Origin of the sequence: Nonomuraea sp. NPDC048901 (assembly GCF_040649695.1) — a bacterium.
Lineage (GTDB): Bacteria > Actinomycetota > Actinomycetes > Streptosporangiales > Streptosporangiaceae > Nonomuraea.
Window position 1 is genome coordinate 85525 of record NZ_JBEZFW010000003.1, and the last position, 25459, is coordinate 110983.

The 25459-nt window shown below is 69.5% G+C and carries 28 protein-coding genes; 17 read left to right on the top strand and 11 right to left on the bottom strand.

Annotation, left to right across the window (positions count from 1 at the left end; genetic code table 11):
- Positions 1-10 precede the first annotated feature (10 nt).
- From AB0C30_RS10100 to AB0C30_RS10145, 10 genes are all read left to right on the top strand, one after another.
- Positions 11-1030 (top strand): BMP family ABC transporter substrate-binding protein, encoded by a 1020-nt coding sequence (locus AB0C30_RS10100; RefSeq protein ID WP_357941670.1) that lies wholly within the window; start codon positions 11-13, stop codon positions 1028-1030.
- A gap of 33 nt (positions 1031-1063) precedes the next feature.
- Positions 1064-2200, top strand: a complete 1137-nt coding sequence (locus AB0C30_RS10105) for an ABC transporter permease (protein ID WP_357941672.1) — start codon at positions 1064-1066, stop codon at positions 2198-2200.
- The gene (locus tag AB0C30_RS10110) at positions 2197-3420 is read left to right on the top strand and encodes an ABC transporter permease (RefSeq protein ID WP_357941674.1); all 1224 of its coding nucleotides are present in this window, start codon (positions 2197-2199) and stop codon (positions 3418-3420) included. Before AB0C30_RS10105 ends, AB0C30_RS10110 begins: the two co-directional genes overlap by 4 nt.
- 4 nt (positions 3421-3424) lie before the next feature.
- Positions 3425-5491, top strand: a complete 2067-nt coding sequence (locus tag AB0C30_RS10115; protein ID WP_357941676.1) for a N,N-dimethylformamidase beta subunit family domain-containing protein — start codon at positions 3425-3427, stop codon at positions 5489-5491.
- Positions 5492-5502: 11 nt separating this feature from the next.
- On the top strand, positions 5503-6414 hold the full coding sequence (locus AB0C30_RS10120; RefSeq protein WP_357941678.1) for a hypothetical protein: 912 nt from the start codon (positions 5503-5505) through the stop codon (positions 6412-6414).
- Positions 6390-7340, top strand: a complete 951-nt coding sequence (locus AB0C30_RS10125) for a ribokinase (RefSeq protein ID WP_357941680.1) — start codon at positions 6390-6392, stop codon at positions 7338-7340. The genes AB0C30_RS10120 and AB0C30_RS10125 overlap by 25 nt, the downstream gene beginning before the upstream one ends.
- On the top strand, positions 7337-8062 hold the full coding sequence (locus AB0C30_RS10130; RefSeq protein WP_357941682.1) for a GntR family transcriptional regulator: 726 nt from the start codon (positions 7337-7339) through the stop codon (positions 8060-8062). The genes AB0C30_RS10125 and AB0C30_RS10130 overlap by 4 nt, the downstream gene beginning before the upstream one ends.
- Positions 8055-9017 (top strand): nucleoside hydrolase, encoded by a 963-nt coding sequence (locus tag AB0C30_RS10135; protein ID WP_357941684.1) that lies wholly within the window; start codon positions 8055-8057, stop codon positions 9015-9017. Before AB0C30_RS10130 ends, AB0C30_RS10135 begins: the two co-directional genes overlap by 8 nt.
- A gap of 48 nt (positions 9018-9065) precedes the next feature.
- On the top strand, positions 9066-9743 hold the full coding sequence (locus AB0C30_RS10140) for a LuxR C-terminal-related transcriptional regulator (RefSeq protein ID WP_357941686.1): 678 nt from the start codon (positions 9066-9068) through the stop codon (positions 9741-9743).
- Between the two features lie 184 nt (positions 9744-9927).
- Positions 9928-10785 (top strand): 2OG-Fe(II) oxygenase family protein, encoded by an 858-nt coding sequence (locus tag AB0C30_RS10145; RefSeq protein ID WP_357941688.1) that lies wholly within the window; start codon positions 9928-9930, stop codon positions 10783-10785.
- A gap of 54 nt (positions 10786-10839) precedes the next feature.
- Here the strand turns inward: AB0C30_RS10145 and AB0C30_RS10150 are convergent, their stop codons facing one another.
- The gene (locus AB0C30_RS10150) at positions 10840-11325 is read right to left on the bottom strand and encodes a DUF1801 domain-containing protein (protein ID WP_357941690.1); all 486 of its coding nucleotides are present in this window, start codon (positions 11323-11325) and stop codon (positions 10840-10842) included.
- Between the two features lie 120 nt (positions 11326-11445).
- Complete coding sequence (locus AB0C30_RS10155; RefSeq protein WP_357941691.1) at positions 11446-13725, bottom strand: helix-turn-helix domain-containing protein; 2280 nt, start codon at positions 13723-13725, stop codon at positions 11446-11448.
- A gap of 244 nt (positions 13726-13969) precedes the next feature.
- Here AB0C30_RS10155 and AB0C30_RS10160 point away from each other — a divergent pair, with 244 nt between their 5' ends.
- Positions 13970-14428 carry a carboxymuconolactone decarboxylase family protein gene (locus AB0C30_RS10160; protein WP_357941693.1) on the top strand — a complete coding sequence of 153 codons (459 nt, stop codon included), beginning with the start codon at positions 13970-13972 and terminating at the stop codon, positions 14426-14428.
- Positions 14429-14476: 48 nt separating this feature from the next.
- Here AB0C30_RS10160 and AB0C30_RS10165 read toward each other — a convergent pair whose 3' ends face one another.
- From AB0C30_RS10165 to AB0C30_RS10175, 3 genes are all read right to left on the bottom strand, one after another.
- On the bottom strand, positions 14477-14746 hold the full coding sequence (locus tag AB0C30_RS10165) for a hypothetical protein (protein ID WP_357941695.1): 270 nt from the start codon (positions 14744-14746) through the stop codon (positions 14477-14479).
- A 179-nt stretch (positions 14747-14925) separates the two neighbouring features.
- Positions 14926-15138: a hypothetical protein gene (locus AB0C30_RS10170; RefSeq protein WP_357941697.1), complete on the bottom strand. Its 213-nt coding sequence runs from the start codon at positions 15136-15138 to the stop codon at positions 14926-14928.
- Positions 15139-15239: 101 nt separating this feature from the next.
- A complete protein-coding gene (locus AB0C30_RS10175; protein ID WP_357941699.1) occupies positions 15240-15866 on the bottom strand; it encodes a TetR/AcrR family transcriptional regulator C-terminal domain-containing protein in 627 nt (208 codons plus the stop codon).
- 92 nt (positions 15867-15958) lie between these two features.
- On the opposite strand from AB0C30_RS10175, the gene AB0C30_RS10180 reads away from it, so the two are divergent.
- The gene (locus tag AB0C30_RS10180) at positions 15959-16630 is read left to right on the top strand and encodes a hypothetical protein (RefSeq protein WP_357941701.1); all 672 of its coding nucleotides are present in this window, start codon (positions 15959-15961) and stop codon (positions 16628-16630) included.
- A gap of 97 nt (positions 16631-16727) precedes the next feature.
- Here the strand turns inward: AB0C30_RS10180 and AB0C30_RS10185 are convergent, their stop codons facing one another.
- A complete protein-coding gene (locus AB0C30_RS10185) occupies positions 16728-17492 on the bottom strand; it encodes an SDR family oxidoreductase (RefSeq protein ID WP_357941703.1) in 765 nt (254 codons plus the stop codon).
- Positions 17493-17633: 141 nt separating this feature from the next.
- On the opposite strand from AB0C30_RS10185, the gene AB0C30_RS10190 reads away from it, so the two are divergent.
- Positions 17634-18194, top strand: a complete 561-nt coding sequence (locus AB0C30_RS10190) for a helix-turn-helix domain-containing protein (RefSeq protein WP_357941705.1) — start codon at positions 17634-17636, stop codon at positions 18192-18194.
- 7 nt (positions 18195-18201) lie between these two features.
- Here AB0C30_RS10190 and AB0C30_RS10195 read toward each other — a convergent pair whose 3' ends face one another.
- Together AB0C30_RS10195 and AB0C30_RS10200 are read right to left on the bottom strand one after the other, a co-directional pair.
- Positions 18202-18849, bottom strand: a complete 648-nt coding sequence (locus tag AB0C30_RS10195; protein ID WP_357941707.1) for a response regulator transcription factor — start codon at positions 18847-18849, stop codon at positions 18202-18204.
- The gene (locus AB0C30_RS10200) at positions 18834-20084 is read right to left on the bottom strand and encodes a sensor histidine kinase (RefSeq protein WP_357941709.1); all 1251 of its coding nucleotides are present in this window, start codon (positions 20082-20084) and stop codon (positions 18834-18836) included. Before AB0C30_RS10200 ends, AB0C30_RS10195 begins: the two co-directional genes overlap by 16 nt.
- A gap of 208 nt (positions 20085-20292) precedes the next feature.
- On the opposite strand from AB0C30_RS10200, the gene AB0C30_RS10205 reads away from it, so the two are divergent.
- Both AB0C30_RS10205 and AB0C30_RS10210 read left to right on the top strand, forming a co-directional pair.
- Complete coding sequence (locus AB0C30_RS10205; RefSeq protein WP_357941710.1) at positions 20293-20706, top strand: hypothetical protein; 414 nt, start codon at positions 20293-20295, stop codon at positions 20704-20706.
- Positions 20707-20779: 73 nt separating this feature from the next.
- On the top strand, positions 20780-21130 hold the full coding sequence (locus tag AB0C30_RS10210; protein WP_357941712.1) for a hypothetical protein: 351 nt from the start codon (positions 20780-20782) through the stop codon (positions 21128-21130).
- Between the two features lie 10 nt (positions 21131-21140).
- Here the strand turns inward: AB0C30_RS10210 and AB0C30_RS10215 are convergent, their stop codons facing one another.
- Positions 21141-22055 (bottom strand): NAD-dependent epimerase/dehydratase family protein, encoded by a 915-nt coding sequence (locus AB0C30_RS10215; protein ID WP_357941714.1) that lies wholly within the window; start codon positions 22053-22055, stop codon positions 21141-21143.
- A gap of 67 nt (positions 22056-22122) precedes the next feature.
- Here AB0C30_RS10215 and AB0C30_RS10220 point away from each other — a divergent pair, with 67 nt between their 5' ends.
- The gene (locus AB0C30_RS10220; RefSeq protein ID WP_357941717.1) at positions 22123-22722 is read left to right on the top strand and encodes a TetR/AcrR family transcriptional regulator; all 600 of its coding nucleotides are present in this window, start codon (positions 22123-22125) and stop codon (positions 22720-22722) included.
- Positions 22723-22778: 56 nt separating this feature from the next.
- Here the strand turns inward: AB0C30_RS10220 and AB0C30_RS10225 are convergent, their stop codons facing one another.
- On the bottom strand, positions 22779-24068 hold the full coding sequence (locus tag AB0C30_RS10225) for a dicarboxylate/amino acid:cation symporter (protein WP_357941719.1): 1290 nt from the start codon (positions 24066-24068) through the stop codon (positions 22779-22781).
- A gap of 94 nt (positions 24069-24162) precedes the next feature.
- Positions 24163-24246, bottom strand: coding sequence for a putative leader peptide (locus AB0C30_RS10230; RefSeq protein WP_357943094.1), 84 nt, complete (start codon positions 24244-24246; stop codon positions 24163-24165).
- 231 nt (positions 24247-24477) lie between these two features.
- On the opposite strand from AB0C30_RS10230, the gene AB0C30_RS10235 reads away from it, so the two are divergent.
- Positions 24478-25431 (top strand): zinc-binding dehydrogenase, encoded by a 954-nt coding sequence (locus tag AB0C30_RS10235; protein WP_357941721.1) that lies wholly within the window; start codon positions 24478-24480, stop codon positions 25429-25431.
- Positions 25432-25459 lie beyond the last annotated feature (28 nt).

The following is a 25459-nucleotide window of genomic DNA, read 5'->3' on the forward strand; positions in this document are numbered from 1 at the left end:
GGAGGTGCGCATGTCCCGATTAGTCACCCTCTGCCTTGTGCTGTGTTCGCTCGTGGCCTGTGCCACCGTGAACCCGGCTCCCGGCAGGAACGGCGCGGCCGCTGACTCCGCCATCGCGGTCGGCGTGGCCTACAGCCGCGGTGGACGCGGTGACAAGTCCTTCAACGACTCGGTCGGGTCCGCGGTGGACCAGGCCAAGGCGCAGCTGGGCGTGTCGGTGAAGGAACTCAGCCCCAACTCGGCCGGGTCGGACCTGGAGGAGGTCCTGCGGCTGCTGGCCGAGACGGGCCACAACCCCGTACTGGCCGTCGGCTTCTTCTACGCCCAGCCACTGACGAAGATCGCGCCCGCCTTCCCCCACACGCAGTTCGTCATCATCGACGACGCGACCGTGAAGCTGCCGAACGTCACCAACGTGGTGTTCCGGGAAGAGCAGGCCAGCTACCTGGTCGGCGTGGCCGCGGCGCTCAAGTCGCGCACCGGGCGGATCGGCTTCATCGGGGGCGTGCAGACGCCGCCTCAGCAGAAGTTCCTGGCCGGGTACGCGGCCGGCGCCCGAGCGACCAACCCCAAGATCCAGCTCTCCAGCGTGTTCATGAGCCAGCCGCCCGACTTCAGCGGATTCTCCGCGCCGGACAAGGCCCAGGAAGCGGCTCGCGGCATGTACGACGGCGGCGCCGACGTCGTCTACCACGCCGCCGGCGCCTCCGGGATCGGGGTGTTCCAGGCGGCCAAGGCCGCGGGCAAGTGGGCGATCGGGGTCGACGTCGACCAGCGCAAGACGGTCGACCAGGGGCTCTCCCAGGTGATCCTCACCAGCGCCACCAAGAAGCTCGACGTCGCGGTCCTGCGCATCATCCAGGAGGCGGTGCGGGGCAAGACGATCTCCGGGCTGCGCGAGTTCGGGCTCAAGGAGGACGGGGTGGGCTACGCCACGAGCGGCGGCGGCCTCACCGACGTCGAGCCGCGTCTTGAGGAGATCCGCAAAAAGATCATCTCAGGCGGGATCACCGTCCCCGTCGTGCCCTGACCGATCGACCCAGGAGGAGAGAGAGGAGGCCCGATGTCCCCCCGCGCAGCTTCACTCACCAGGCGGATGTTGAGCGCGCTCACTGCTCCTGCGTTCGCGCTGCTGATCGCGCTCACGGTCACCACGGCGCTCCTCGCCGCGGTGGGCGCCTCGCCGGGGCGGGCGTACCTGACGATGCTGGAGTTCGGGCTCCGGCCGGACTCGCTCGTCTCCGCGGTCAACAGGTCGGCCATCTATTTCTTCGCCGGTCTCGCCGTGGCCGTGGCCTTCCGCATGAAGCTGTTCAACATCGGGGTCGAAGGCCAGTACCGCGTCGCCGCGCTGTTCGCCGCGGTCGTCGGCGCGTCCGTGAACCTGCCAGGTCCGCTGCACCTGGCCCTCGTCGGCCTGGTCGCCGTGCTCGCCGGTGCCCTCTGGGCCGGGATCGCCGCGGTGCTCAAGGTGTGGCGCGGGGTCTCGGAAGTGCTGTCCACGCTCCTGCTGAACTACGTCGCCACCGCCGTCATCGCCTACCTGCTGGCCGACTTCTTCGCGGCCGGCAGCGCCTCCGGATCGACGCCGGAGCTCCCGCCGTCGGCCCGGCTGCCCGAACTCGACGGGCTGGTGTCGCTGTTCGGGCTCTCGCTGCCCGCGGGCACCCACCTCGGAGGGGCCGCGCTGGGCGCGGTCGTGCTGGGGGTGGCGGTGCATCTGCTGCTCACGCGCACGCGGTACGGCTACGAGCTGAAGGCCAGCGGGCTGAACCCGGCGGCGGCCCACGTCCACGGCATCGAGCCACGCCGCATGATCCTCCTCACGATGCTCGTCTCGGGTGGGCTGGCCGGCCTGGCCGGGCTGCCGGACCTGCTGGGCAACACCTACAGCTACGGCGTGGACTTCCCCTCCGGGGCGGGATTCACCGGGATCGCCGTGGCCATGCTCGGCCGCAACACCCCGGTCGGCATCGCGCTGTCCGCGCTGCTCTTCGGCTTCCTGGAGCGCTCGGCGCTGATCCTCGACATCCAGGGCCTGCCCAAGGAGATCGTCACGATCATGCAGGGCGTCATCGTGATCAGCGTGGTGGGCGCCCATGAAGTGGTGCGCCGCATGGACCTCAGGCGCGCCGCCCGGCTCATGCGCGAGGAGAGCGTCCCGGTGATCACGCCTGAGCCGGTGAGGCCCGCGACATGACCATGAAGAATCCGCGCGGCTGGGTGCTCGCCGTACTCATCCTCCTGCTCGCGATGTCGGCCGTCAGAACCTTCACCGGAGCCGAGGCCCTCACCGGCTCCGGCGCGATGGGCGCCGCGCTTCGGCTGGCGGTCCCTATCGGGCTGGCCGCCCTCAGCGGCCTGTGGAGCGAACGCGCGGGCGTCGTCAACCTCGGCATTGAAGGCATGATGATCATCGGGACCGTGTGCGGGGCCTGGGCCGGCCACTTCTACGGTGTCTGGGCCGGGGTGCTCGCCGGTGCGCTCGGCGGCGTCATCGCCGGCCTGCTCCATGCGGTCGTCACCGTGACATTCGGCGTGGACCAGGTGGTCTGCGGCATCGCCGTCAACATCCTGGCCGTGGGTGTCGCCCGCTTCCTGTCCGTCATCGCCTTCAGCGGCCTGCCGGGGGCGGGAGCCACCCAGTCGCCTCCCGTCACGGGTGCCATCGGCACCGTGAGCATGCCGTTCCTGGCGGGCGGCTGGGGCACGCCGGACCTGCTCGGACAGCTTGAGCGGAGCCGGTGGTTCCTCCTGGCCGACGTCAGCGGCATCCTGCGGGGATTCCTGCACGAGGTCTCCTGGTTCACCGTGCTCGCCGTCGCGCTGATCCCGGTCAGCTTCGTGGTGCTCTGGAAGACCGCCTTCGGGCTGCGCCTGCGCTCCGTCGGCGAGCACCCCGCCGCGGCGGACTCGCTCGGCGTCCCGGTCCAGCGGATGAGGTACTACGGGGTGCTGGTGTCCGGTGCGCTCGCCGGACTCGGCGGGGCGTACCTGGTCACCGTCTCCTCCACCATCTACCGGGAGGGCCAGACCGGCGGCCGGGGCTTCATCGGGCTCGCCGCCATGATCTTCGGCAACTGGCGCCCGGTCGGCACGGCGGGTGGGGCCCTGCTGTTCGGGTACGCCGACGCCCTGCAACTGCGGGAGCCGAGCGCGGTACACGTACTGCTGCTCCTGGCCGCCGTGCTGCTGTGGACGGCGGCGATCGTCTTCGTACGTCGGCGGCCCCGCCTGCCCTTGACCCTGGCGCTGCTCGGCGCGGCCGCCTTCGTGGTCTTCCAGAGCACCGATTCGGTGCCCACGCAGCTCATCTACGCCACGCCGTACCTCGTCACCCTGCTGGTGCTGGTCACGGTCGCCCAGCGGCTGCGCATGCCGGCCTGTGTCGGCATTCCGTACCGCCGAGGAGGTGCGTGAGCGGATGGAACCGCGTCTGATGGGGTACGCCGACCGCTGGTCCGCCGTCCCCGGACAACAGCTGACCTTGTACGCCGCAGGCCCGCCGGGAGCCGGGACCGTGGACCTGGTCGACCTGATAGACGAAGCCAGCCGCACCCCGGCCGAACCGATCTCCCTCGCGTCACAACCTCTGAAGACCGGCTCCCACCTGGAAGCCTCCGTCCCGGTGCCCGCCAGAGGGAGCGTCGCGCTGTGGATTCGCCCGCACCGGCTCGGCACCCGCCAGGTCGTGGCGGAACTGGGCACACCTGGCTGGCGACTGCTGCTCGCGCTGGACGAGGAGAACCGGGCCGAGGCGAGTCTGGAGACGACATCGGGACTCCTGACCTGCCATGGGCACACCGCCGTTGAGCGGGGATCCTGGTCGCTGCTGGTGGTGGCCTGGGAGGCGACGCCGTCGACGACCACCGTGCGGTTGGCCGTTGGCCGCGCTCCTGGTGTGAGTGCGCAGGCCGCGGGCTTGGCGCTGCCGCACGGGACCGGAGAGGTGCGGCTCGGAGCGGGCTCCTTCGTGGGGCGGATCGCCCTGCCGATGCTGACGAGCGGCCTGATCACCACGTGCGCTCCGCTGCTCGACCTGACCACCGGTGCCGAGCTGGCCAAGCACCTCGGTGAGGACGTCTTGGCCCTCTGGGACGCCTCCATCGATCCGGGCGCCTGCCTCGTCACCGACATCAGCGGGAACGGCCATCACGCCCGCGCCGTCAACCGGCCACTCGCCGGGCTGATCGGGCCGGGCAGCGGCACGGACCGCACCGCCGTACAGCTGAGTCCTGAAGACCTCGACGACGCCCGATGGAAAGAGACGTGCGCGCTGACCATCCCGGAGGAGACGACCTCCACCGTGCTCGGCGTCCGCCTGCGGACCCGGAGCCAGTCCTGCGTCATCCCGGTGATCGTCCGTCCCGCCGGCCCGGGTCGCGCCCCGGTCGCGGTCGTCCTGCCCACCTTCACCTACCTGGCCTATGCCAACCACCGCCAGCTCAGCGAGGCCGAGTACTTCGGGGACTACTCGCGGGTCACCGACCACGGGATCACGCTCTCGCCGACGGACGCCTACCTCAACGAGCACCGGGAGCTCGGCCTGTCGCTGTACGACCAGCGGCAGGAGGGCGGCCCCGTCTACTACTCCTCCGGGCGCCGCCCCGTGCTGAACTTCGCCCCCGGCTACCGCTGGTGGATGACCGGAGCGCCGCGGCACTTCTCCGCCGACCTCCTGCTCCTGCGCTGGCTGCGGTCCGAGGGGTTCGCCTTCGACGTCCTCACGGACGAGGACGTACACGAGGGCGGAGCCGGCCTGCTCGCCGGCTACCGCGTCGTCATGACCGGCAGCCACCCCGAGTACATCAGCGCGCCGGAGCGCGCGGCCGTGAGCGCGTACGTGTCCGGCGGCGGACGGCTGATGTACCTCGGCGGCAACGGGTTCTACTGGGTGACCGGCGTCGACCCCCGCCACCCCCACGCCATCGAGGTCCGCCGCGGCCACGCCGGCGACTGGTGGGACAACGAGCCGGGCGAGGACGTCCTCACCTCCACCGGCGAGCCCGGCGGGCTCTGGCGCCACCGGGGCCTGGCACCACAGGAGCTCCTCGGTGTCGGCTTCGCCGCGCAAGGCTGGGGACCGGCACCCGGCTACACCCGCCTGCCCGACAGTTACCGCGACGACGCCTCCTGGATCTTCGCCGGTGTCGAGACGGACACCGTGGGCCGCTGCGGGCTCGCGCTCGGCGGAGCGGCCGGAGACGAGATCGACCGCGCCGCACCAGAGCTCGGCACCCCGCCCGGCACCCTGCTGCTGGCCACATCCGCGGGCGGGCACAGCCACCATTACCAGCCGGCCACCGAGGAGGCCGCGCTGGGCGCGCATACCGTACGCGCCGACATGACCCTGCGACGCCTCGGCAACGGCGGCGCGGTGTTCGCGGCCGGATCCATCAACTGGGTTGCCAGCCTCGCCTGCTGCGACGGCGACATCAGACGCGTCACCCGGAATGTCCTGTCCAGATTCCTGCTCTCCCCGCCCCTGTGAGGAGGAGTGACATGACCAACGTCAGCGAGCGGCACATTGGTTACCCCTATCCCGACAAGTCGAGTGACCTCACCGATGAGCAGTTGTCCATGCCCGCCGAAGACCTCGCGGCGATCGCCCGCCACCCCCTGACCGTGTACGCGGACACCACCGAGCTCTATCACCGGCTGGCCCGCGAGATGGCCGACGAGCTGCGCGCGAACAACATGCGCGGCGAACCCACCCGCTGGATCCTCCCCGTCGGCCCCAAGGCGCAATATCCCATCCTCGCCCGCATCTGCAATCAGGAGCGCATCAGCTGGACCGAGGTGTTCGCCTTCCACATGGATGAGTTCCTCGACTGGCAGGGCCGGCCCGTGGACCCGTCACACCCCTTCAGCTTCCGCGGCTACTGCGACCGCAACCTCTACCAGCTGCTCAACCCCGATCTGCGGCCCCACCCCGACAACATCATCTACCCGGACGTTTTCGACCCCGACGCGTACGGTGCGCGCCTGCGCCAGGTGGGCGGCGCCGACACCTGCTTCGCGGGATTCGGCTACCGGGGACATCTGGCCTTCAACGAGCCGCCGACGACGCGCTGGCACCACTACGGCCTGGAGGAGTTCGCCGCCTCGACCACGCGCATCGTCCCGCTGCTCGACGACACGATCATGGCCCACTCCCACCGGGTGACCGGCGGCTACACCCAGGCCATTCCCCGCATGGCCATCACCCTGGGCATGTCGGAGATCCTGTCGGCCCGGCGGCTGCACCTCATCACCGACGGAGGCGCCTGGAAGCGCTACATCGTGCGGGTCCTCCTGCTCACCACCGAACCCGAGGTGCAGCTCCCGGTCACCCTCGCGCATCGCCACCCCAACGTGCACGTGAGCCTGGACGCCGACAGCATCGCCCCTTGCGCGTTGGGGCTCGGCTCATGACCGTCCTCGCCATCGGCGCCTACACCGTGGACCTCTACATGTTCGGCGACCACCTGCCGGCCAAGGGGGAGAGCGTCGACGCCGTCGACTACGCCACCGCGCACGGCGGCAAGGCGGCGAACGTGGCGGTCGCGTCGGCTCGGCTGGGCGCGCCCACCCGCTTCGTCGGCTGCCTGGGAGACGACACAGACCGGCTGACGGCGCTGGCCGCGCTGGCCGCCGACGGCGTCGAGGTCGACGACTGCGCCACTGCCGACGGCATCGCGACCGGGCGCAGTTTCGTCTACGTCGACGCGCATGGTCAGCAGATCGTCATGACCTGGCCGGGCGCGGCGAATCTGCTTCCCCCTTCCCGGGCGGCCGCCACAGTGTCCGAACTGCCGGGCACTTCCGTACTCGTCCTTCAAGGTGAGATCCCCGTGGCGACCTCGTCGGCGGCGGCCGCCGCTGCCTCGCCGGACGTGCGCGTCCTGCTCAACCCCAGCCCGGCCGGACCATTCCTCAGCGAAACCGGAGAGGACCTGCTCAGCCGGGCCGATGTGCTGGTGCTCAACGAGAGCGAGCTGTCCGCGCTGGCTTCGGACACACACGACGCGGTGGAGTGCCTGCGCCGCAGAACCAGAGGGCGCACGGTGATCGTCACTCGCGGCGAGCACGGGGCCGAGATCACCGACGACCACGGCACTATGCTGATCGACGTACCCAGCGTGAACGCTGTGGATACGACCGGCGCGGGTGACGCCTTCACCGGGGCCCTGGCGGCCGCCCTCTGCACCGGCGCGAGCCTGGCGCAAGGAGTCCGGCTCGCCTGCCGGGTGGCAGCCGTTTCCGTCACGCGCCGGTTCTGTGCTCCCAGTTACCCATCAGCCGCAGAGCTCGGTGTCGCGCCGCTCCAAGGTGCGCCCGGGCAGGAGAGAACCACGTGACACGACGACACCCCACCCTCGCGATTCAGGTACGCGATCGGCTCCACGCGCTGATCGTCGAACAGGGGCTGCGCCCCGGGGACAGACTGCCCTCGGAGAACGAGCTCATCACCCTCTTCGACGTCGGCCGGACCAGCATCCGAGAAGCGTTCAAGCTCCTTGAGCAGGAAGGACTCATCCAGTCCCGCCACGGCGACGGCCGGTATCTCACCTCTCAGCCCAGCCTGGACCGCCCGCTGACCCGCCTCGAAGGCGTGACGGAGATGCTGGCCAGCCGCGGCTACACCGGCGTCAACACGGTGCTGGACATCGCGGCGACGGAACCGGACCGCAACCAGCGCGAACTGCTTCAGCTGCCTGGCAGCGAGGCCATCGTCCGGCTGGAGCGCCTGCGCCGCTACCAGGACGACGCGCTGCTCTACTCGATCGACCTGTTCCCCCGCTCGCTCATCGGCCGGCCGCTGGACGAGGTGGACTGGACCGGGTCGCTGTTCCAGCTGCTCACCGAGTACGGCCACAACATCGCGTACGCGATCACCCAGGTCCGCGCCGTCACCCTCAGCCAGGCGCAGGCGGAGCGCATCGGCAGCCTCGAAGCCGACGGCGCGTGGCTGCTGCTGATTCAGACCCACCACGACAGTGCGGGCCGGCCGCTGCTGTACTCCCAGGACTACCACCGGGGCACCGACTTCTCCTTCCACCTGGTGAGGCACCGTGACTGACACCTTGAGGCGCCGCCGTCAGGTTCTGTTCGACCAGGACGGCGCACCGGACGACCTGCTGTCGCTTCTCCTGCTGACCCAGTACGACAACGTCGACCTGCGCGGAGTCGCGGTGACCCCCGCCGACTGCCTTCCCCGGCCGGCCCTGTCGGCCACCCACAAGATCCTCGACCTGGTGGGCAGGGACGTGCCGACGGCCGTGGGCGTGCTGCCCGGACGCAACCCGTTCCCCCTCGCCTGGCGGATCGACGCCCTGCGGGCGGACGCGTTACCGGTGCTCAATCAGAAGGATGAGCGCCCCGGCGACGCGGACGCGCTTCCCGCGCACGAACAGCTCGCCACCTGGCTCATGCGGGCGCCGGCTCCGGTCACCGTGCTCGCCACCGGCCCGCTGACCAACCTCGCCTGGTGTCTCGATCACCACCCGCAGGTCGAGTCACGCATCGAGGAGGTGGTCTTCATGGGCGGCGCGCTCGACGTCGCCGGCAACGTCAGACAGCCGGATCACGACGGCAGCGCGGAATGGAACGTCTTCTGGGACCCCGACGCGCTCAAGCGGGTCTTCGACTCGTCCGTCCCCATCACGATGTTCCCCCTGGACGTGACCAACCTCGTGCCGGTGACCCACGACTTCGTCCGGGCCTTCGGCCGCCACTACGGGTGGCACGTCAGCGACCTCGCCGGATCGCTGCTCGCGCTGACATTCGGCACCTTGGAGACCACCGGCCTGCCGTACTGCTGCTGGGACAGCCTGACCACCTCGTACCTGGCCGAACCCGACATCTGCACGTTCGAGACAGTGCGCTGCGACGTGATCACCCAAGGAGAGAGCCAGGGACGGATCGTCCGGCTCCCTGACGGGCGGCCTGTCAGATGCGCACGCGCGGTCGACGCCGACCGGTTCTACCAGCACTTCCTCACCACACTAACCCCGGATAAGCCACCGAATCTCTGACCTAATCCGGGATCCGCGGTTCATGGATCAAGAAGAAAGGATCATGCGATGAGTACGAGAACATTGGAGGTCACCAGGCCGTTCCCAGCCTCCCTGTCCGGCCACCGGGCAGGGTGCTCCAAGCTGTCGGTCTTCTGCCTCGCCATGGACGAGGTCTCCTATTACGGGCTGCCGCTGCTGCTCATGAAGGTGCCGAACGTCGCCAAGGCCGCGGTCGGGCGGAGCGCGGCGGAGGCCAGATCGCGGCTCGCCGGCGAGGATTTCGACGTGGCGGTGATACCGCTCACCATGTTGCCGGAGGTACTGGACGGCGGTCCCCGGCGAAACCGCCCGAGGATATTGGCCCTCGTGCGGGAGCAAGGAGAGATCGTCTCGCGCCTGGCCTGGCGGCACGGCGTGGCCGGCTGCCTCCTTTGGGACGAGATCAATGTCGCGAGCCTGGCCCGCACCTTCGACCGGCTGATCCGCGGCGACGTGCCCACTACGGTGCATCGCCCCGACACGCACCTGAACGGGAAGTTGACCCAGCGGGAGCGTTTCGTGCTGGCCCTGCTGCTGCGGGGGATGAGCAACCACCAGATCGGCCGGGCCATGGGGATATCCGTCCACGGCGTCAAACGGCATGTCTCGAACCTGCTGGTGAAGTTCAACTGCTCCAACCGGACGGAGGTGGCTCTGGTCGCCCAGCGGCTGGGGCTGGATTCCGCGCCGCCGAAGGCCATGTAAGCATCACCGGAATTGATCCGCTTTGTTCGCGCCCAAAAATATGTCTTTCTTGGCCGCCCCCCAATGAAAGGTATGAGCCGCAAACAGGAAAAGGTCATCGAGAAATGGAGTGACAATGGAAATCCCGCCCCTGGAACTCAGTGGTCGCGTTCCCATGGTACGGTCGGCGGAAATCGAGGCGGACATGACGTCCGCCACGGAAGCCATCAGGTCACAGCTGACCGGATGGGGATTCATGGCCGCCGAGGTGCCCGGTATCGGCGCCCGCGTCGAGACCATGATGAACGAATTCGCCGCGGCCTGCGCGTCGACCGAGCCGAGTCTTTCCGATTACACGCACACCGCCGTGCCGCAGTTAGGCGTCGGCGGCACCCACGGGTTCTTCCCGTACAATTCGGAGATCCCCCGGCTGGCCAACGGCGTACCGGATCCCAAGGAATTCATTCACGTCAGCGGAGCCATGATCTCCGACCAGCCGCCCGGAGCCGGAGACCTCATTCGCGCCTTCCCGGCCTTCGGCACCGCCGCCACCGAGGTGTTCGACATCGCGTTCCGGCTGATCTCCCGCTTCGGCGAGGTCGTACGCGGCATGCTGCCGGACGGCACCCCGGAGCTGGAGCTGTCGCGTGACGCGACGAACCTGCGGGTGATCAACTACCGGGACGTCGGCGACCGCCGCGTGCTGGCGCACGAGCACTCGGGGATCCAGATGCTCGGCCTCCAGCTTCCCCCCTCCGACCAGGGCCTCCAGTACGTCCTGCACGACGGCACCTGGGTCGAGCCGGTGATCGCCAAGACCGACGTGGTCCTGTGCAACATCGGCCGCATGCTGACCAGCGCCTCCGACGGACGTTTCCGGCCGTCCACGCATCGGGTGCACACGCGGCCCATGCCCGCGGGCTACCGGCGCCTGTCGTCCGTGCTCTTCGCCTACCCGCCGCACAAGGCCCGGCAGTGGAAGATGGTGGACGGCGAGCTGATGACGCTGAACGCGACATGGGGCGACTTCATCGAGAACAGATTCCAGGGCTTGGGAAAGTAGTCACCCGAGACCCGGGCGGCGGGCAGGGCCTTTTGGTGGCTGCCGGAGCGTCCCTCAGCCCGCCGCCCGCTTCACGAGCTCGCCGATCCGCGCCTCGTCCTCGGCGGTCAGCGTCGTCAGGGCGAAGGCGGTCGGCCACATGGTGCCGTCGTCGAGGTACGCCTGGTCGTTGAAGCCGAGCGTGGCGTACCGCGTCTTGAACTTCTGCGCGGGCTGGAAGAAGCAGACGATCTTGCCGTCCCTGGCGTAGGCCGGCATTCCGTACCACAGCTTCGGCGACAGCTCCGGCGCGTTGGCCTTGATGATGGCGTGCAGCCGTTCGCCGGTGGCGCGGTCCTGCTCCGACATCTCGGCGAGCTTGGCGAGCACCTCGCTCTCCCCGTCGGCCTTGGCCGAGCGCGAGCCGCGCCGGGCGGTGGCCTTCAGCTCCTTGGAGCGCTCCTTCATCGCGCTCCGCTCCTCGTCGGTGAACCCGTCGTACTTCTTGTCGGCCTCGGTGGCGGTCTTGGTGGTCTTGGCGGGCTGCTTGGCGGCGCTCATGGCGTGCGTCCTTCCGTCTGGGTGGCAGTTCGTCGGTGCGTTCCGACAGGAGTTATCTGACCACCGACGCGTCAAGGCCCGCACCGTCCGTGGGACACCGTGGGACATCGGGAACGCGGCCTAGCTGCGGAAACGAGGCTCCGTTCCATGCTCGCGGGCTGGGACGGCACCCACGGTGGCTTGGTACGCCGCACGCGCGAGCTTCTCGTTGTGCGGCCGCCCGAGCTTGCGCGCCAGCTCGATCGTGCGCTCGTGCAACGCCAGCGCCTCGTCTTGGCGGCCCGCCACGCGGCACGTCTCGGCGTACGCGGGCAGGAAGTCGATCTCCAGCTGGGCCTCGGCCAGCGGTTCCAGCAGCTCGAAGGCCTGTCGATGGTGCTCGAGCGCCTCGTCGAGCGAACCCATGACGCGCAGCGCGACACCGAGATAGTTGTGGCACCACGCCTTGTTGTGCTGAGCCTCGGCGAGCTCCAACGCCTCATGCAGCGCTCGCAGCGACTCCGCCGGGTCGTCCGGCGCCAGGGCGACACCGAGCGTGACCAGCCCGGTCATCCGGGCGGGGCCATCGGCCAGAGCCAGTGACGCGCGGGCGAGTTCGGCGGCTTCGCCGTGCCGTCCGAGGTGGAGGGTCACCCATCCGTCGAAGGCCAGCGCCTGGGAGCGTCCGGAGCGATGCCCGGTCTTCTCGAACAACAGGCGCGCCAGCCGGAACTTCGCCTGTGCCGCCTCGAAGTCGCCGAGATCCCGGCGGACGAAGCCGGTACGCAGCGCCAGCGCGCCGGCCAGCTCGTCATCGGCCACACCGGACTGTTCGGCCAGTTCGTACGCGGCGAGCGCCTCGGTGAGACGTCCGGCGGCGGCGCGGGCGAACCCGAGATCCACGAGCAGTGAGGCACGCTGCTGGTCGCGCCCGAGACGTCCCGCGGCGGCCGCGGCCGCCTCGAGCAGACGTATCTGGTCGTCGGTTCCGCGATGCCGGAAGAACCAGACGCGCATGGCCGGCGGCAGCTCAGCCACCACCTCATCCGCGCCGAGCCGAACAGCGGCGTCGAAACAGGCGATCAGGTTGGCGTACTCGGTGTCGAACCAGACCATGGCCTTCGCCGGATCGCCCGGGACGGCCTCCTTGCGGTGGGGCAGGGGCAGTGTCCGATCGTAGGCGGTCGCCCGCGCCAGATAGTGGCTCAGAACACGGTGTACGGCGGCATCCGCCTGCGGCTCCTCATCGGCGGCGAGGTCCGCCGCGTACCGCCGGATCAGGTCGTGCAGCCGATACCGTCCGGGCGAGGGCTCCTGGACCAGATGCGCGTCCACCAGCTCTTCCAGCACCGCGTTGACGCGGTCCGGCGTCATGTCGGCGAGCGCGCCCGCCACCGCCGCGTCGAAGTCGGCGCCGGGCAGCACGCCCAGCAACCGGAACACCCGGCGCTGTCCCGCGTCGAGCTGCTGCAGCGACATGCCGAACACCGAGTCGAAGCGACTGGCGCTGTCCCGCAGCCGCTCGGCCAGCACCGCCACCGTCCAACCCGGCCGGTGCCGTAGCCGCGCGCCCGCCATCCGCAGCGCCAACGGCAGGCCGCCGCACTGCCGCAGCACCTGGGCGACCGCCTCCTCCTCGGTCAGGTCCACCCCGGCCGCCCGGCCGAACAGCGACGCCGCGTCCGCCGGGGGGAGCGCCTCCAGGGAGACCGGCGGCACACCGTCCAGACTCACCAGCCGGTTGCGGCTGGTGACCAGCACCGCGGACTTGCCCGCGCCAGGAAGGAGCGGACGTACGTGCTCCGCGTCGACCGCGTTGTCGAGCAGGACGAGCGCCCGACGCCGGGACAGCTCCGACCGCCAGAGCGCCGCGCGTTCGACCGTGTCGGCCGGGGGATGCGCGACACCCAGGGCGCCCAGGAGCCGGCCGAGCGCGGCCGACGGCTCCAACGGTTCCTGGCCCGGAGTGAAGCCGCGCAGGTCGAGATAGAGCCCACCGTCAGGAAAGGACGGCGCGAGCCGGTGCGCCACGTGCACGGAGAGGCTGGTCTTCCCGACACCCGCCATGCCGTCGATCGCGACCGCGCCCGTGGTACGCAGCAGCTCCTCGACCAGCGCCGCCTCCCTCTCGCGTCCGGTGAAGTCGGCGAGGTCGGCCGGAAGGTCGTTCCGGCGCGGGCTGGGCGCCGCGCCGGCCTTGGACGCCTCGACCCACATCGTGCGCAGCGGACGGGGATCGCGGGCGACGACCCGGCACAGTGCCACGACGGCTTCCCACGGCGGCACCAGCCGGCCGGTCATGTACCGGGACAGGGAGGAGCTGCTGAGGCCCGCCTGGCGGGCGAGAGCGCGCACGCTGAGCCCGCTCAACTCCTTGATCTGGGTGAGCTGGGCGGTCAGGTGTTCGGGTGCGCTCGACACCCGCACACGGTACCCGTCCCAGCCCGCGACCACGGAACAGAGGGTCGTTTCCGCAGCTGGGCCGCATTCCGGGTGTCCCACGCTGTCCCACGGACGGGGCGGTTCCGGACGCGCCGGTGGTCAGATGACTCCCGTCGGAACACGACGGACACCCGTCACCACATGGGCCGACACCCGTCAGAACACTCGCTCAGAACACTCGCTCAGAACACTCGCTCAGAACATGACCACGAAGGAGAAAGCGATGCCCACCGAACGTATGCCGAACCCGGCGACCCTGATCCCCGAGGCGATGCAGGCGCTGATGGCCGTCAACAAGGCCATCGTGGGCGCCGGAGTGGACGGGAAGCTGCTGGCGCTGTGCCACCTGCGAGCCAGCCAGATCAATGGCTGCAGCCCCTGCGTGGCCGGTGGCGCCCAGCAGCTCCGCCACCACGGCGCCACCGACGAACAGGCCCACGCCGTCGTCGCCTGGCGTGAGACGCCCTGGTTCAGCGAGGAGGAACGCGCCGCGCTGGCCCTGACCGAGGCCATCACCCGGCTCGCCGACCGGCCCGATCCGGTGCCCAACGAGGTGTGGGACATGGCAGCCAAGCACTTCGACCAGAAGGAACTCGCCGCACTCGTACTCAACATCGCCATCACCAACGCCTTCAACCGCCTCAACGCGCCGACCCGCCAGCAGGCGGGCGGCAAGTGGTAAGCGCGTCGCGTGAGGGGGGAGCCCTTGGGCGGGCTCCCACCGGTCATTTCAGGAGCTAGGTAGGCGGACGACCGCGGCTCCGTGCTGATATTCGCCGAAGCTCCAGCCGGCGATGAGGGTGGCGCCCAGGTCTTCGACGGCGCCGCTGCCGGGGGGCCATTCCGTGGTGGCGAGGTACTGGGCGCCCGCGGAGACGGCGTCCGCGTCGCCCACACAGTGGAAGCGGAGGTGGTCGCGCAGGGCCTGGTTCTGGATGGGGCGAAGGGCCTTTTCCCATTGGGGTTCGGCCTCTTCCACGTACCCGCCGTCGCCGCCCATGGGGATGAGGTGGGCAGGGCCTCGGTGGGTGAAGGTGGCGGCGCGCAGGGCGTCCAGGAGGGTGCCGTCGGTGGCCAGGCGCAGGGTCGCGGTGATCGAGTAGTGGAAGTCGCCGAGGTCCTCGGCGGTCAGGTCGATGCCGTGGCGGTTCAGGAGGGGAGACAGGTCCGCGCCACGGATCAGCAGGTCGACGCCGTCCAGGGCGGCGGCGGCGCGGACGTCGTCCCCGAAAGCGCCGGAGAACGGACCGTCGAGCAGTCAGCGGGCGGCGCCATCTCGTTGAGGACGTCGCCACCGTAGTAGACCGCGTACGTCGCCGCCGTGTCGTAGTCGTCGAGCCTCCTGCCCAGCAGGAGCCCGAACGCCTCGCTCAGTTCCTCGTCCCAGCCCATGTCTGCCTCATTGCCGAAGGGGTGAATCGCGTAATTATCCTCGATCTCTACCCCTTGGCGGAGATCGAACAGAACTTCGTCGGCGTCGAGCCTTCGCCGGGTCACTTCTCGATGAGGGTCTCGAAGGCCGTGCACAGAAGGCGGACGCTCCGCAGGAACTTCTCGTCCTGGCTCATCCCGGGCGCCTCCTGGAAGACGCGCGGGAAGCGTTCGAGCAGGGCGGCGTAGGCGTTCGGGGTGAGGTCCCGTACCGGAGGAGTGCCCTGCTCCTGCAGGACGAACCCCGTGACGTGGCTGAGGAGGGTGTCGGCGGCGACGATGCGGGGCCCGGCGGGTACGCCCGCCCCCTCCAGGGTGGACAGGAGGCGTTCCATGAGGGACAGGGCGCCGGGGCTGAGCATCTTGGGGCTGTCGGCCAGCAGGATCGCGCCGCTGGGGTGGCGCAGGATGACGTGGCGCAGCGCGCCGGCCTGGGCCTGGATCTCGTCCTGCCAGGTGGCGCCGGGCGGGAGCGCGGTCAGGGCGGCGGTGCCCGCGTCGTAGGCCTGCCCGCAGACGCGGTCGGCCACCAACGCCAGCAGGTCCTTCTTGTTGCGCACGTGGTAGTACAGGCTGCCCGCGTGCGCGCCGAGCCGTTCGGCCACCTGGCGCATGGACAGGCCGTGGTAGCCGACCTCGGCGAACGCGTCGATCGCGGCCTCGACGATCCGCTCCTTCGTGAGCTTCATGGGCCTACCGTATCCCGTTTTCAAACGGTGTTTGAATCGTGTGCTAGCGTGAGCCGTACGGTTTCAAACACTGTTAGAAAAGGTGGGTCACCTTGGACGGGCTGCTGTTCTTCGCGACCACGGCCGCGTTGATGGTGATGATGATCAACTGCGGGCTCGGCGCGCTCGGGGGCGGGCCGGTGCGTGACATGGTGCGCGGGCGTCCCGTCCCGTGGGTCGCCGTGGTGCTGACGACGCTGGCCGTGGCGGGAGTCGTGCTGCAGTCGTCCTGGCCGGGAGCCATGGCCGCGCTGGATCACGACCCCGCCAAGAGCGGCTGGTGGCGGGTGTTCACGTCGGTCTTCCTGCAGAACGGCGGCGTCGGCGGCGCCGTCTGGAACATCGCCACCCTCACCATCGTGGCGGCGCTCGCCCAGTGGCTCTGGGGCACGTGGACGAGCGCCATCCTCTTCCTGGCCGGCGTCCTCCTCCCGGAACGCATCGACGCCCTGCTCGGCATGGGCGGTCCCAGCACCGATCCCCGTAACTTCGCCGGCAGCTCGGGCGCCACCTACTTCCTCGGCGTCTCCCTGGCCCTGGCCCTGCTGACCCGCACCAGGGCCGTGAAGCAGCGGGTCCTGGCGGCCGGCGTCCCGGCGCTCGGGCTGCTCATGTGGTTCCTGCAGGACAACGGCCACGGCCTGGTCGCCGTGTACGGCTTCGCGCTCGCGGTCCTCATCTGGGCGGGCCGCCGTCTGATGCGACGTCCCGCTCAGGTGGGTTAGGACTTGGGCTCCACCGCTTGGCCGCAACTCCACGGGCGGTGGTTCGGGCGCGCCCTTCAGCTCCGCAGGGGGTGGGTCGGGCGCGAAATACGGCGGTTCAGGCGCGCATGTTGGCGCCGCCATCCACGGCCCACACCTGGCCGTTGATCCACTCGGCGTCGTCCGACAGCAGGAAGGCCACGGTCGCGGCCAGGTCGCTCGGGCGGCCCAGGCGGGTCGTGGGGACCATCTCCAGGAACATCTTCTGCAGCTGGACGTCGTTCTGTTCCTTCTGCGTCTCGCCCATGACGAGGCCGGGCATCACCCCGTTGCAGCGCACGCCCGCGGAGCCCCAGTTCCCGGCGATGTGACGCGTGAGCGCGTTGATGGCCGACTTCGAGGCCGCGTAGGCGGGGCGCTTGCGGTCGCCGCCGCTCACGGCGGTGCCCGAGGACGTGTTGACGATGCTGCCACCGCCGTTCGCGAGCAGGTGGGGCAGAACGGCGCGGACGGTCCGTACGTAGCCGACCACGTTGACGTCCATGGTGCGCTCCCATACGTCGAGATCGGTGTCGAGCAGCGACTTGTCACGCCCGAGATTGCCCGGCGAGAGATCAGCGCCGACATTGAACAGGCCGTGCACCGCGCCGAACGCTTCCATCGTCCTGGCCACCATCGCGTTGATGGACGGCTCGTCGGCGAGGTCGAAGTGCACCGCGATCGCCGAGCCGCCCGCCTCGGTGATCTTGGCGGCGGTGGACTCCGCCCCGGGCAGGTTGATGTCGCCGACGACGACGTTGGCGCCCTCCTCGGCGAGCCTGACCGCGGTACCAGCGCCGATGCCGGTCGCCCCGCCGGCCACGATGAACGTCTTCTCCCGCAAACCGCGCATTGTGTTGTGCTCCGATCCATCCGACGCTCTGGCGTCGTGTACGTGATGTAAGTCGCCGTGATCCCACAGGTGCGGGACCACACATCAGCTAACCGTACACCTGTGTACGTTTATGCCCGCTAGGGTTGGATCGTGCGTGAAGACGGCCCACCGACGATGCGGCGTGACGCTGCCCGCAACCGAGACCGATTGCTGTCGGCGGCCCGGCAGGTGTTCGCCGAGCATGGTCATGACGTGGCGCTGGAAGAGGTCGCGCGGGTAGCCGGGGTCAGTCGCACCACCATCTACCGAAATTTCGCGACTCGTGAAGAGCTCGTGGCCACGGTCTTCGAGGACAACGCCGCCCAGATCGAGCGCTATGCGGCGGAGCTGCGTGAGGTGCCTGACGGTGTGGTGAAGCTGCTCGACTTCGTGCTGGACATGCAGGTGGAGAATCGCGGCCTCGCGCAGGTTCTCGCCGGAGTGGACATGCAGTGGTTCACCGACCTCTACAGTCGCATCGCCGCCTCTTTCGAGCCGCTGCTTGAGCGAGGTCGTACGGCCGGGATCGTCCACCCGGTCATCGACATCGAGGACCTGATGCTGGCCATTTCGATGGGCGAGAGCGTCGTGGCCAGCGATGACCTGGTCCGCCGCGAGGGGCGCATCAGGCGGGTGCGGGGCATGCTGCACCGCGCCCTCTTCACCAGGTGAGGCCGAATCAGGGCTCGTTGAGGTAAGTGAGGACGGCGAGGACGCGGCGGTTGCTGCCGTCGTCATCGGCGATGCCGAGCTTGCCGAACATGGAGGTCGTGTACTTGCTGATGGCGCTCTCACTGAGGAAGAGCCGCTGGCCGATGGCCTGATTGGACAGCCCTTCGGCCATGAGGCTGAGCACGGAGTGTTCGCGTTCGGTGAGTCCGCCGAGCCGCCGGGTCGAGGACCCGCTGGACAGCAGCTTGGAGATGACGGCCGGGTCCATCGCGGTCCCGCCACCGGCGACTCGGTGCAGAGCGTCGATGAACTGGTCGGCGTCGAACACGCTGTCTTTGAGGAGATAGCCGATGCCACCGGCGCCGTCGGCCAGGAGCTCGCGAGCGTACAGCTGTTCGATGTGCTGAGAGAGGATCAGGATCGGCAGTCCGGGCAGTTCGCGACGGGCGGCGAGCGCCGCCCGCAGGCCCTCGTCCGACTGCGTCGGCGGCATGCGGACGTCGACGATGGACACATCAGGCCGCCACTTCAGCAGCGCGTCGAGCGTCTCGGGCCCGGTGGTCGCCGTCGCCACGACCTGGTGTCCGTACGCCTCGATGAGGCGGACCATCCCATCGCGCAGGAGGTAGAGGTCTTCGGCTACAACGATTCGCATGGCACCACCATCCTCACACAGGTCGGACCGCCCACCGGGCTGGTGATCCGCAGAGCGCCGTCGAAGGCCGCGAGGCGGCGGCGGAGCCCCGCGAGTCCACCGTCGGCTGACATGCCGGCCCCGCCTCGGCCGTTGTCTTCGACGTCAACGACGATGCCGGTGTCATTCCTGGCGATCGAGATGCGCGCCCGGGTCGCATGGGCGTGTTTGACGGCGTTGGTCAGCAGTTCGGCGACTCCGAAGTACACGGCGGACTCGATCGGCGGGTCCAGGCGTAGCTGAAGGTCGGTGCTGACCGTCGCTTCGAGCGGGCTGTCCAGGGCGAGAGCGCGTACGGCATCGACCAGTCCGCGCTCGTTCAGTATCGGCGGGTTGATTCCCTTGACCAGCTCGCGGAGCTCGGTCAGTGACGTGGCGGCGCCGACCCGTGCTTCCCGCATCAGCGCCTTGGCCTGGTCGGGGTTGGTTTCCATCAGCTTCTCCGCGGTCGCCAAGGAGAGCCCGAGCGCGACCAGGCGGGCCTGCGCTCCGTCGTGCAGGTCCCGCTCGATCCGGCGGATCTCGGCGGCCTGGGCGATCGTGATGTCCGCGCGCTGGGCCGTCAGCTCGTCCACCCGGTCCGCCAGGGCCGTCGCGGGGGAGGCGCGCAGGAAGCGGACGGCCACCGGCTCGACGGACCGCCAGGCGTACGGGGCGCCGCCGATCGCCACGGCCAGGCCGAGCGCCCCGACCAGGCGCGCGGAGAGCGCCGGCTGGGACAACCCGAGGACCGCCGCCACGACTCCGGCCGGTGGGATCGCGCAGATCACGCCCGCGGTGATCGGTACGATCGCCGTGAACCGCAGGTCACGCCAGACGGCGGGATCGCGCCACCGGGTTCGCCACTGCAGATCCATGCGGGCGTCCCGGCTGGTGCGCTCGTAGGAGTAGCCGTTCCACCAGTGCCCGGTCGCCATCTGCGTCACCGGCCCGGCCTGCCGATATCCGGCGGGAATGTCGGTGCCCGTCCACCTCGCGACGAGGGAACGGACCATTCGGCACACCGGGCGGGACAGGGCGAGCGTGCCGATGCACGCCCATATGAACGGCGCTATCCCCGACCACGGGTTTCCGCCCCACCACCAGAACCACAGCGCCACGGCAGCGGCCCACACGGCCGGCACCAGCGTGGCGACGACCACCACGACGCACGCTCGCACGAACCCCACGCAGGCGCTCGCCACCCACTGTCGCATGACTCTTCCTTCGCACTTCATGACCCTGCGCCGATCCGGCCAGTACGGCTTGGTGTCTCCACTGTGCACCGCACCCGCCCCTGGTCCCCACCAGATCGGCTGTGGAGTGGGTCTAGCCCTACCTACCTGTACGTCCAGGCCGATACCGCGCCACTCATGCGCTCCCTAACGTCGACACCGCTCCAGTCGACACGAGAGAAGAAGAGACATGGAAACCATCAACCATCCAGGCATCCAGCGGGCCTTCGGCAAGGCGAAGATCCTCGTCGCGGTCTACGGAGCCCTCAGCGCCGCGGTTCTCATCACGGTCGCCATCCTCGCGATCACCGGGCACACGGTGACCTCGTTCATGTGGGGGCGATCAGCCGGAGTGCTCGCGAGCGCGGCGGTGACCTACTGGCTGACCGTCCTCGCCGCACGAGGAGCACGAGGAGCACGAGGGGCCTTTCTCCGCGTACGCATCATCTCGATCGTCATGCCGGTCGCGATCATCGGCGTCGACCTGATCCCCGGTGTCACCACGGCTTGGTTCGCCATGCTGCAGGCCACCTGCGCCCTTGCCATCGCCGCGGTCGCCTTCATCGTCAACGGGTCCCGACTGCGCGCCGCCTTCTCCGGATGATCGACTGGCCGGGCATTGCCGATGTCCGGTAGATGCCCTGGATCGGCGGCCAACCGCGATTGACACTGGCTCCATGAAATCGACAGTGAAGGCGTTTCTCGCCGCGTCGGCATTGGCCTGCGTGGCAGTGGCAGGCACCGCGGGTGCGGCGAACGCGGCCACCGGGCGGCTGACCTTGATCAGCGGCACAGGTGCCGCCACCATCGCCTACTCCGCTTGCCAGAGTCCGCGGCAGTATCCGGTGCGGCAGTACGAGATCGACGCATTCGTCAACGAGCCGCTGCCCGGCTGTCAGGCCGTGCTGGTCAACCTATCGGGCACCCCGAAAGTGCTGTGCGTCGGCCGCGGGAGCGTGCCTGCCGAATTTCGCCGGTCGGCAAGCGTCATCATCCAGCCTGGCATCGCACCGGCCTGCACGTATTGAGTAGCGATCATCAGCCGGCGTTGCGGCGATACCAGTCGAGGGTCGCGGCGATGCCCTCGGCGTGCGGGGTGACCTCGACCGGTCCGAACGCTTTACGGAAGGCCGAGTCGTCGGCGACGAACGGGCGGTCGCGCTGATACCAGGTTTCGCCGAGTTCGCGCACGGTGGGGTTGAACAGGCCGATGAGGCGCTGCATACCCCGGCCCAGTCCGGCGGTCTTCAGCTCGCCTCCCACCGCGGCACGCACGAGGTCGAGGAACTGGCGGCCGGTGATCGCCTCGGCGGCGGGCAGGTGCCAGGAGCGGCCGTCGGCGTCGGCGCGCTCGCCGAGGGTGACCAGCCCGGCGGCGATGTCCGGCAGGTACGCGACGGTGTGCGGCTGGTCGAGGTCGCCGACCCAGCGGGCGGTCTTGCCGGCCAGGGCGGCGGCGAAGATGGTCGGGCCGTAGGTGGTGTTGACGCCTCCGGGGCCGTAGTAGTCGGAGGCGCGCCCCATGGTCGCGCGGACCCGCCCGGACCGGTGGGCGTCGAGGATCAACTCGTCGACCTCGGCGCGGGCCCGGCCCTTGCGGGTGGTGGCGGCGTGCGGGAGGTCTTCGGTCATGTGGCCGTCGACGGGTCCGTAGACGTACAAGTTGTCGGCCATGACCAGCTTCGCCCCGGCAGCCTCCACCCCGGTCAGGATCGTACGGATGAGGCCGGGGAACTCCTCGGCCCAGCGCTCGTACTTCGGCTGCGCGCACTGGTAGACGACCGCGGCGCCCTGGCAGGCGGCGATGGCGCCCTCAGAGGTGGTGACGTCGTGCCGGTCCACGGCCGCGCCCCGGCTGACGGCGCGGACTCGGTGGCCGCGGGCGGTGAGTTCGGCGACGACGGCCGAGCCGACCCCGCCGGTGGCGCCAAGGACAACGTGCAGGTCAGACATAGTAAAGTCCCCCGGAAGCTGATTTCAAACCGTTGTTATGTAACAACGTTATGCTAATCTTGCTCCCATGGCAAGACCGAGAAACCGTGACTACGGCGAGCTTCGGCACGAACTCGTCGATGCCGGCGGTCGGCTCCTGGCCGCAGAGGGCCCGGCCGCGCTGACCACCCGCCGGGTCGCACAGGAGACGGGCGTGTCCACCACGGCCGTCTACCAGCTCTTCGGTGACAAGGCCGGACTCGTCCGCGAGATGTTCCTGGCCGGCTTCGAGCGCCTCGCCGAGGCCTTCGCCGCCGTCCCCCGCACCAGCGATCCGGTCGCCGACCTGCTCGCGCTCGGCCACGCCTACCGGGCCAACGCCGTGGCCAACCCGCACCTGTACGAGCTCATGTTCGGCCGGCCGATCCCCGCCTTCCAGCCCGACGCCGCCACGGCCGCGCTGATCCAGCCGACCTTCGACACTCTCGTCGCCGCCGTGGCCCGCTGCGTACAGGAAGGCGAACTCGCGCCCGGTGAGCCTTATGCCCTCGCCGTGCGGATCAACGCGCTCGCGCACGGGCTGTGCAGCCTCGACCTGCGCGGCGCCCTTGGTGGCGCCGACGAGGCACGCCGCCACTGGGACGACGCCTTTGACACCATGATGCGAGGGTTGCGCGCCACCGAATAGCAAGACCGGGCGGCCCCTGTGCGGGGCCGCCCGGTCTTTTCAGGAGGGGGAGGGCGTCAGGCGATCGCCGGTTCGCCCGAGGGGCGCGGCGCGCTCACCGGAGCCTCGTCGAGCGACTGCGGGGGAGCGTTGAGCACCGCCTCGTCGAGACGGCTCTCGCCGCGGGCGACGAGGACCGGCACCACCATCTGTCCCGCGACGTTGGTCGCGGTGCGGATCATGTCGAGGATCGGGTCGATGGCCAGCAGCAGGCCGACGCCCTCAAGCGGCAGGCCCAGGGTGCTCAGCGTCAGCGTGAGCATGACGATCGCGCCGGTCAGACCGGCCGTCGCGGCCGAGCCGACCACGGAGACGAACGCGATCAACAGGTACTCGCCGATCCCCAGCGGGACGTTGAACACCTGCGCCACGAAGATCGCCGCCAGCGCCGGGTAGATCGAGGCGCAGCCGTCCATCTTGGTGGTCGCGCCGAACGGCACGGCGAAGGAGGCGTAGTCGCGGTCCACGCCCAGGCGCTCGATGGTGACCTTCTGAGTCAGCGGCAGCGTGCCGACCGAGGAGCGGGAGACGAAGGCCAGCTCGATCGCGGGCCACGCGTTGCGGAAGAACGTGATGGGGTTGACCTTGCCGACCACCGCGAGCAGCGTCGGGTAGACGGCCAGCAGGACGATGAAGCAGCCGACGTAGACGCCGAGACTGAACTTGGCCAGCGGCGCGATCAGGTCCCAGCCGTACGTGGCGACCGACTTGCCGATCAGGCCGGCGGTCCCGATGGGGGCCAGGCGGATGACCCACCACAGCGCCTTCTGGACCAGCTCGAGGATGGAACGGCTGAAGGTGAGGAACGGCTCGGCCTTCTCACCGATCGCGATGGCCGCCGCGCCGAGGACGATCCCCAGGAAGACGATCTGGAGGACGTTGAGCTCGGTGAACGCCGTCACGATGTTCGTCGGGATGATGCCGGTGAGGAAGTCGACCCAGGTACCGACGTTCTCGGGCGCCTTCGCGCCCGCCGTGTTCAGGGTGATGCCCTGGCCCGGGTTGAGGATCAGGCCGAGGCCGATGCCGATGACGACGGCGATCAGCGCGGTGGCCAGGAACCAGAACAGCGTCTTGCCGGCCAGCCGGGCCGCGCCGTTGACGTTGCGGAGGTTGGCGACGCTGACCACCACAGCGGTGAACACCAGCGGCGGCACTGCCAGCTTCAGCAGCTGAACGAAGAGTTTTCCGACTTCGGTGAGCGTGGTGGCCAGCCAGGCGAGGTCCCAGATACGGGCGGCGAAGCCGAGGGCGATGCCCACGACCAGGCCCAGCAGCAACTGCAGGGAAAAAGAGAATCTCTTCACGATGAGGAAGGCTCCGAAAGACGGCATGCCTAAGAAGGCATGCGAAAGGGGGGCGGGTGAGGGGTCGGGGGATCCAGCGCTCGTCAGAGCGCGGTCAGCGACAGAGGGAGCCGGTCAGACGACAGAGATCGATGTGCAGCCGCTCAACAAGCCACACAGACAGGACGATGAACCTCACAGGATCACTTAACCGTAGTTAACGGGACACTATTCCGACTCTACGAGCGATCTATCTTACAAATCAAGACTTTCCCGACCAGATGTCAGGGGATGGACGGCCGGGTGCTCACCGGCGCGCGTAGTGACTATTGGCTCTGATCAGTCAGGGGTGAATGGCTGCGTTTGACCTCTACCGCAGTTGAGGTTCCAGACTGGGGCTCGTAGTCGTCAAGCGAGGAAGTGAGCAGTTGTGCGAGTTGTACGAGTGGCGGAGTTCGGCGGCCCGGAGGTCCTTCAGATCGCGACCGTGCCGGACCAGGTCCCCGGGCCGGGCCAGGTCGTCGTCGACGTCGAGGCCGCCGGAGTCCTGTCGATCGACACGGTGATCCGCAGCGGGCTGGCCGGTGAGATCTTCCCGGTGGAGTTGCCCTATGTGCCGGGCGTCGGCGCGGCGGGGCAGGTCAGCGCGGTCGGCGAGGGCGTCGATCGGGAGTGGATCGGCCGGCGGGTCCTCGCCGACGTCGAGAACGGCGCGTACGCCGAGCAGGTCAGCACAACGCTGGAGAACCTCATCCCGATCCCGGATGGCTTGGGGACGCGGGAAGCCTTGGCGTTGCTGCACGACGGCGCCGGGGCGATGCAGATCTTCGACCGGGTCGATCTGCGGCCCGGCGCGACCGTGTTGGTCCAACCCGCCGCCGGCGGCCTGGGCAGCGGGCTGGTGCAGCTCGCACACGCCGCCGGCGCCCGGGTCATCGGCGCCGCCCGTGGCTCCCGCAAGCTCAAGGCCGTCAAGGAGCTCGGCGCCGACGTGGTGGTCGACTACACCACGCCCGGTTGGCTCGACCAGGTCGGCAGGGTGGACGTGGTCTTCGACGGCGTCGGCGGGGAGCTCGGCCGGGCCGTCTTCGACCTGGTGGAGCCGGGCGGCACGTACTCCAACTACGGATTCTCCGGTGGCGGCGGGTTCACCGAGATCGACCGCGACGAGGCGGCGCGCCGCGGGGTGACCGCGATCGGCATGGAGCAGCTTGTCGAGGGCCAGCCGCATCGAATGACGTGGGCGCGGCGAGCGCTGAAGGAGGCGGTAGCCGGCCGGATCCGTCCGCTCATGGGCCAGACGTTCCCGCTGGAACACGCCGCCGAAGCGCACACCGCCCTCGAGAACCGCGACACCCTGGGCAAGACCCTCCTGCTGACCTGACAGGTTTCTCGGTTGTGGCGAGCTTTGG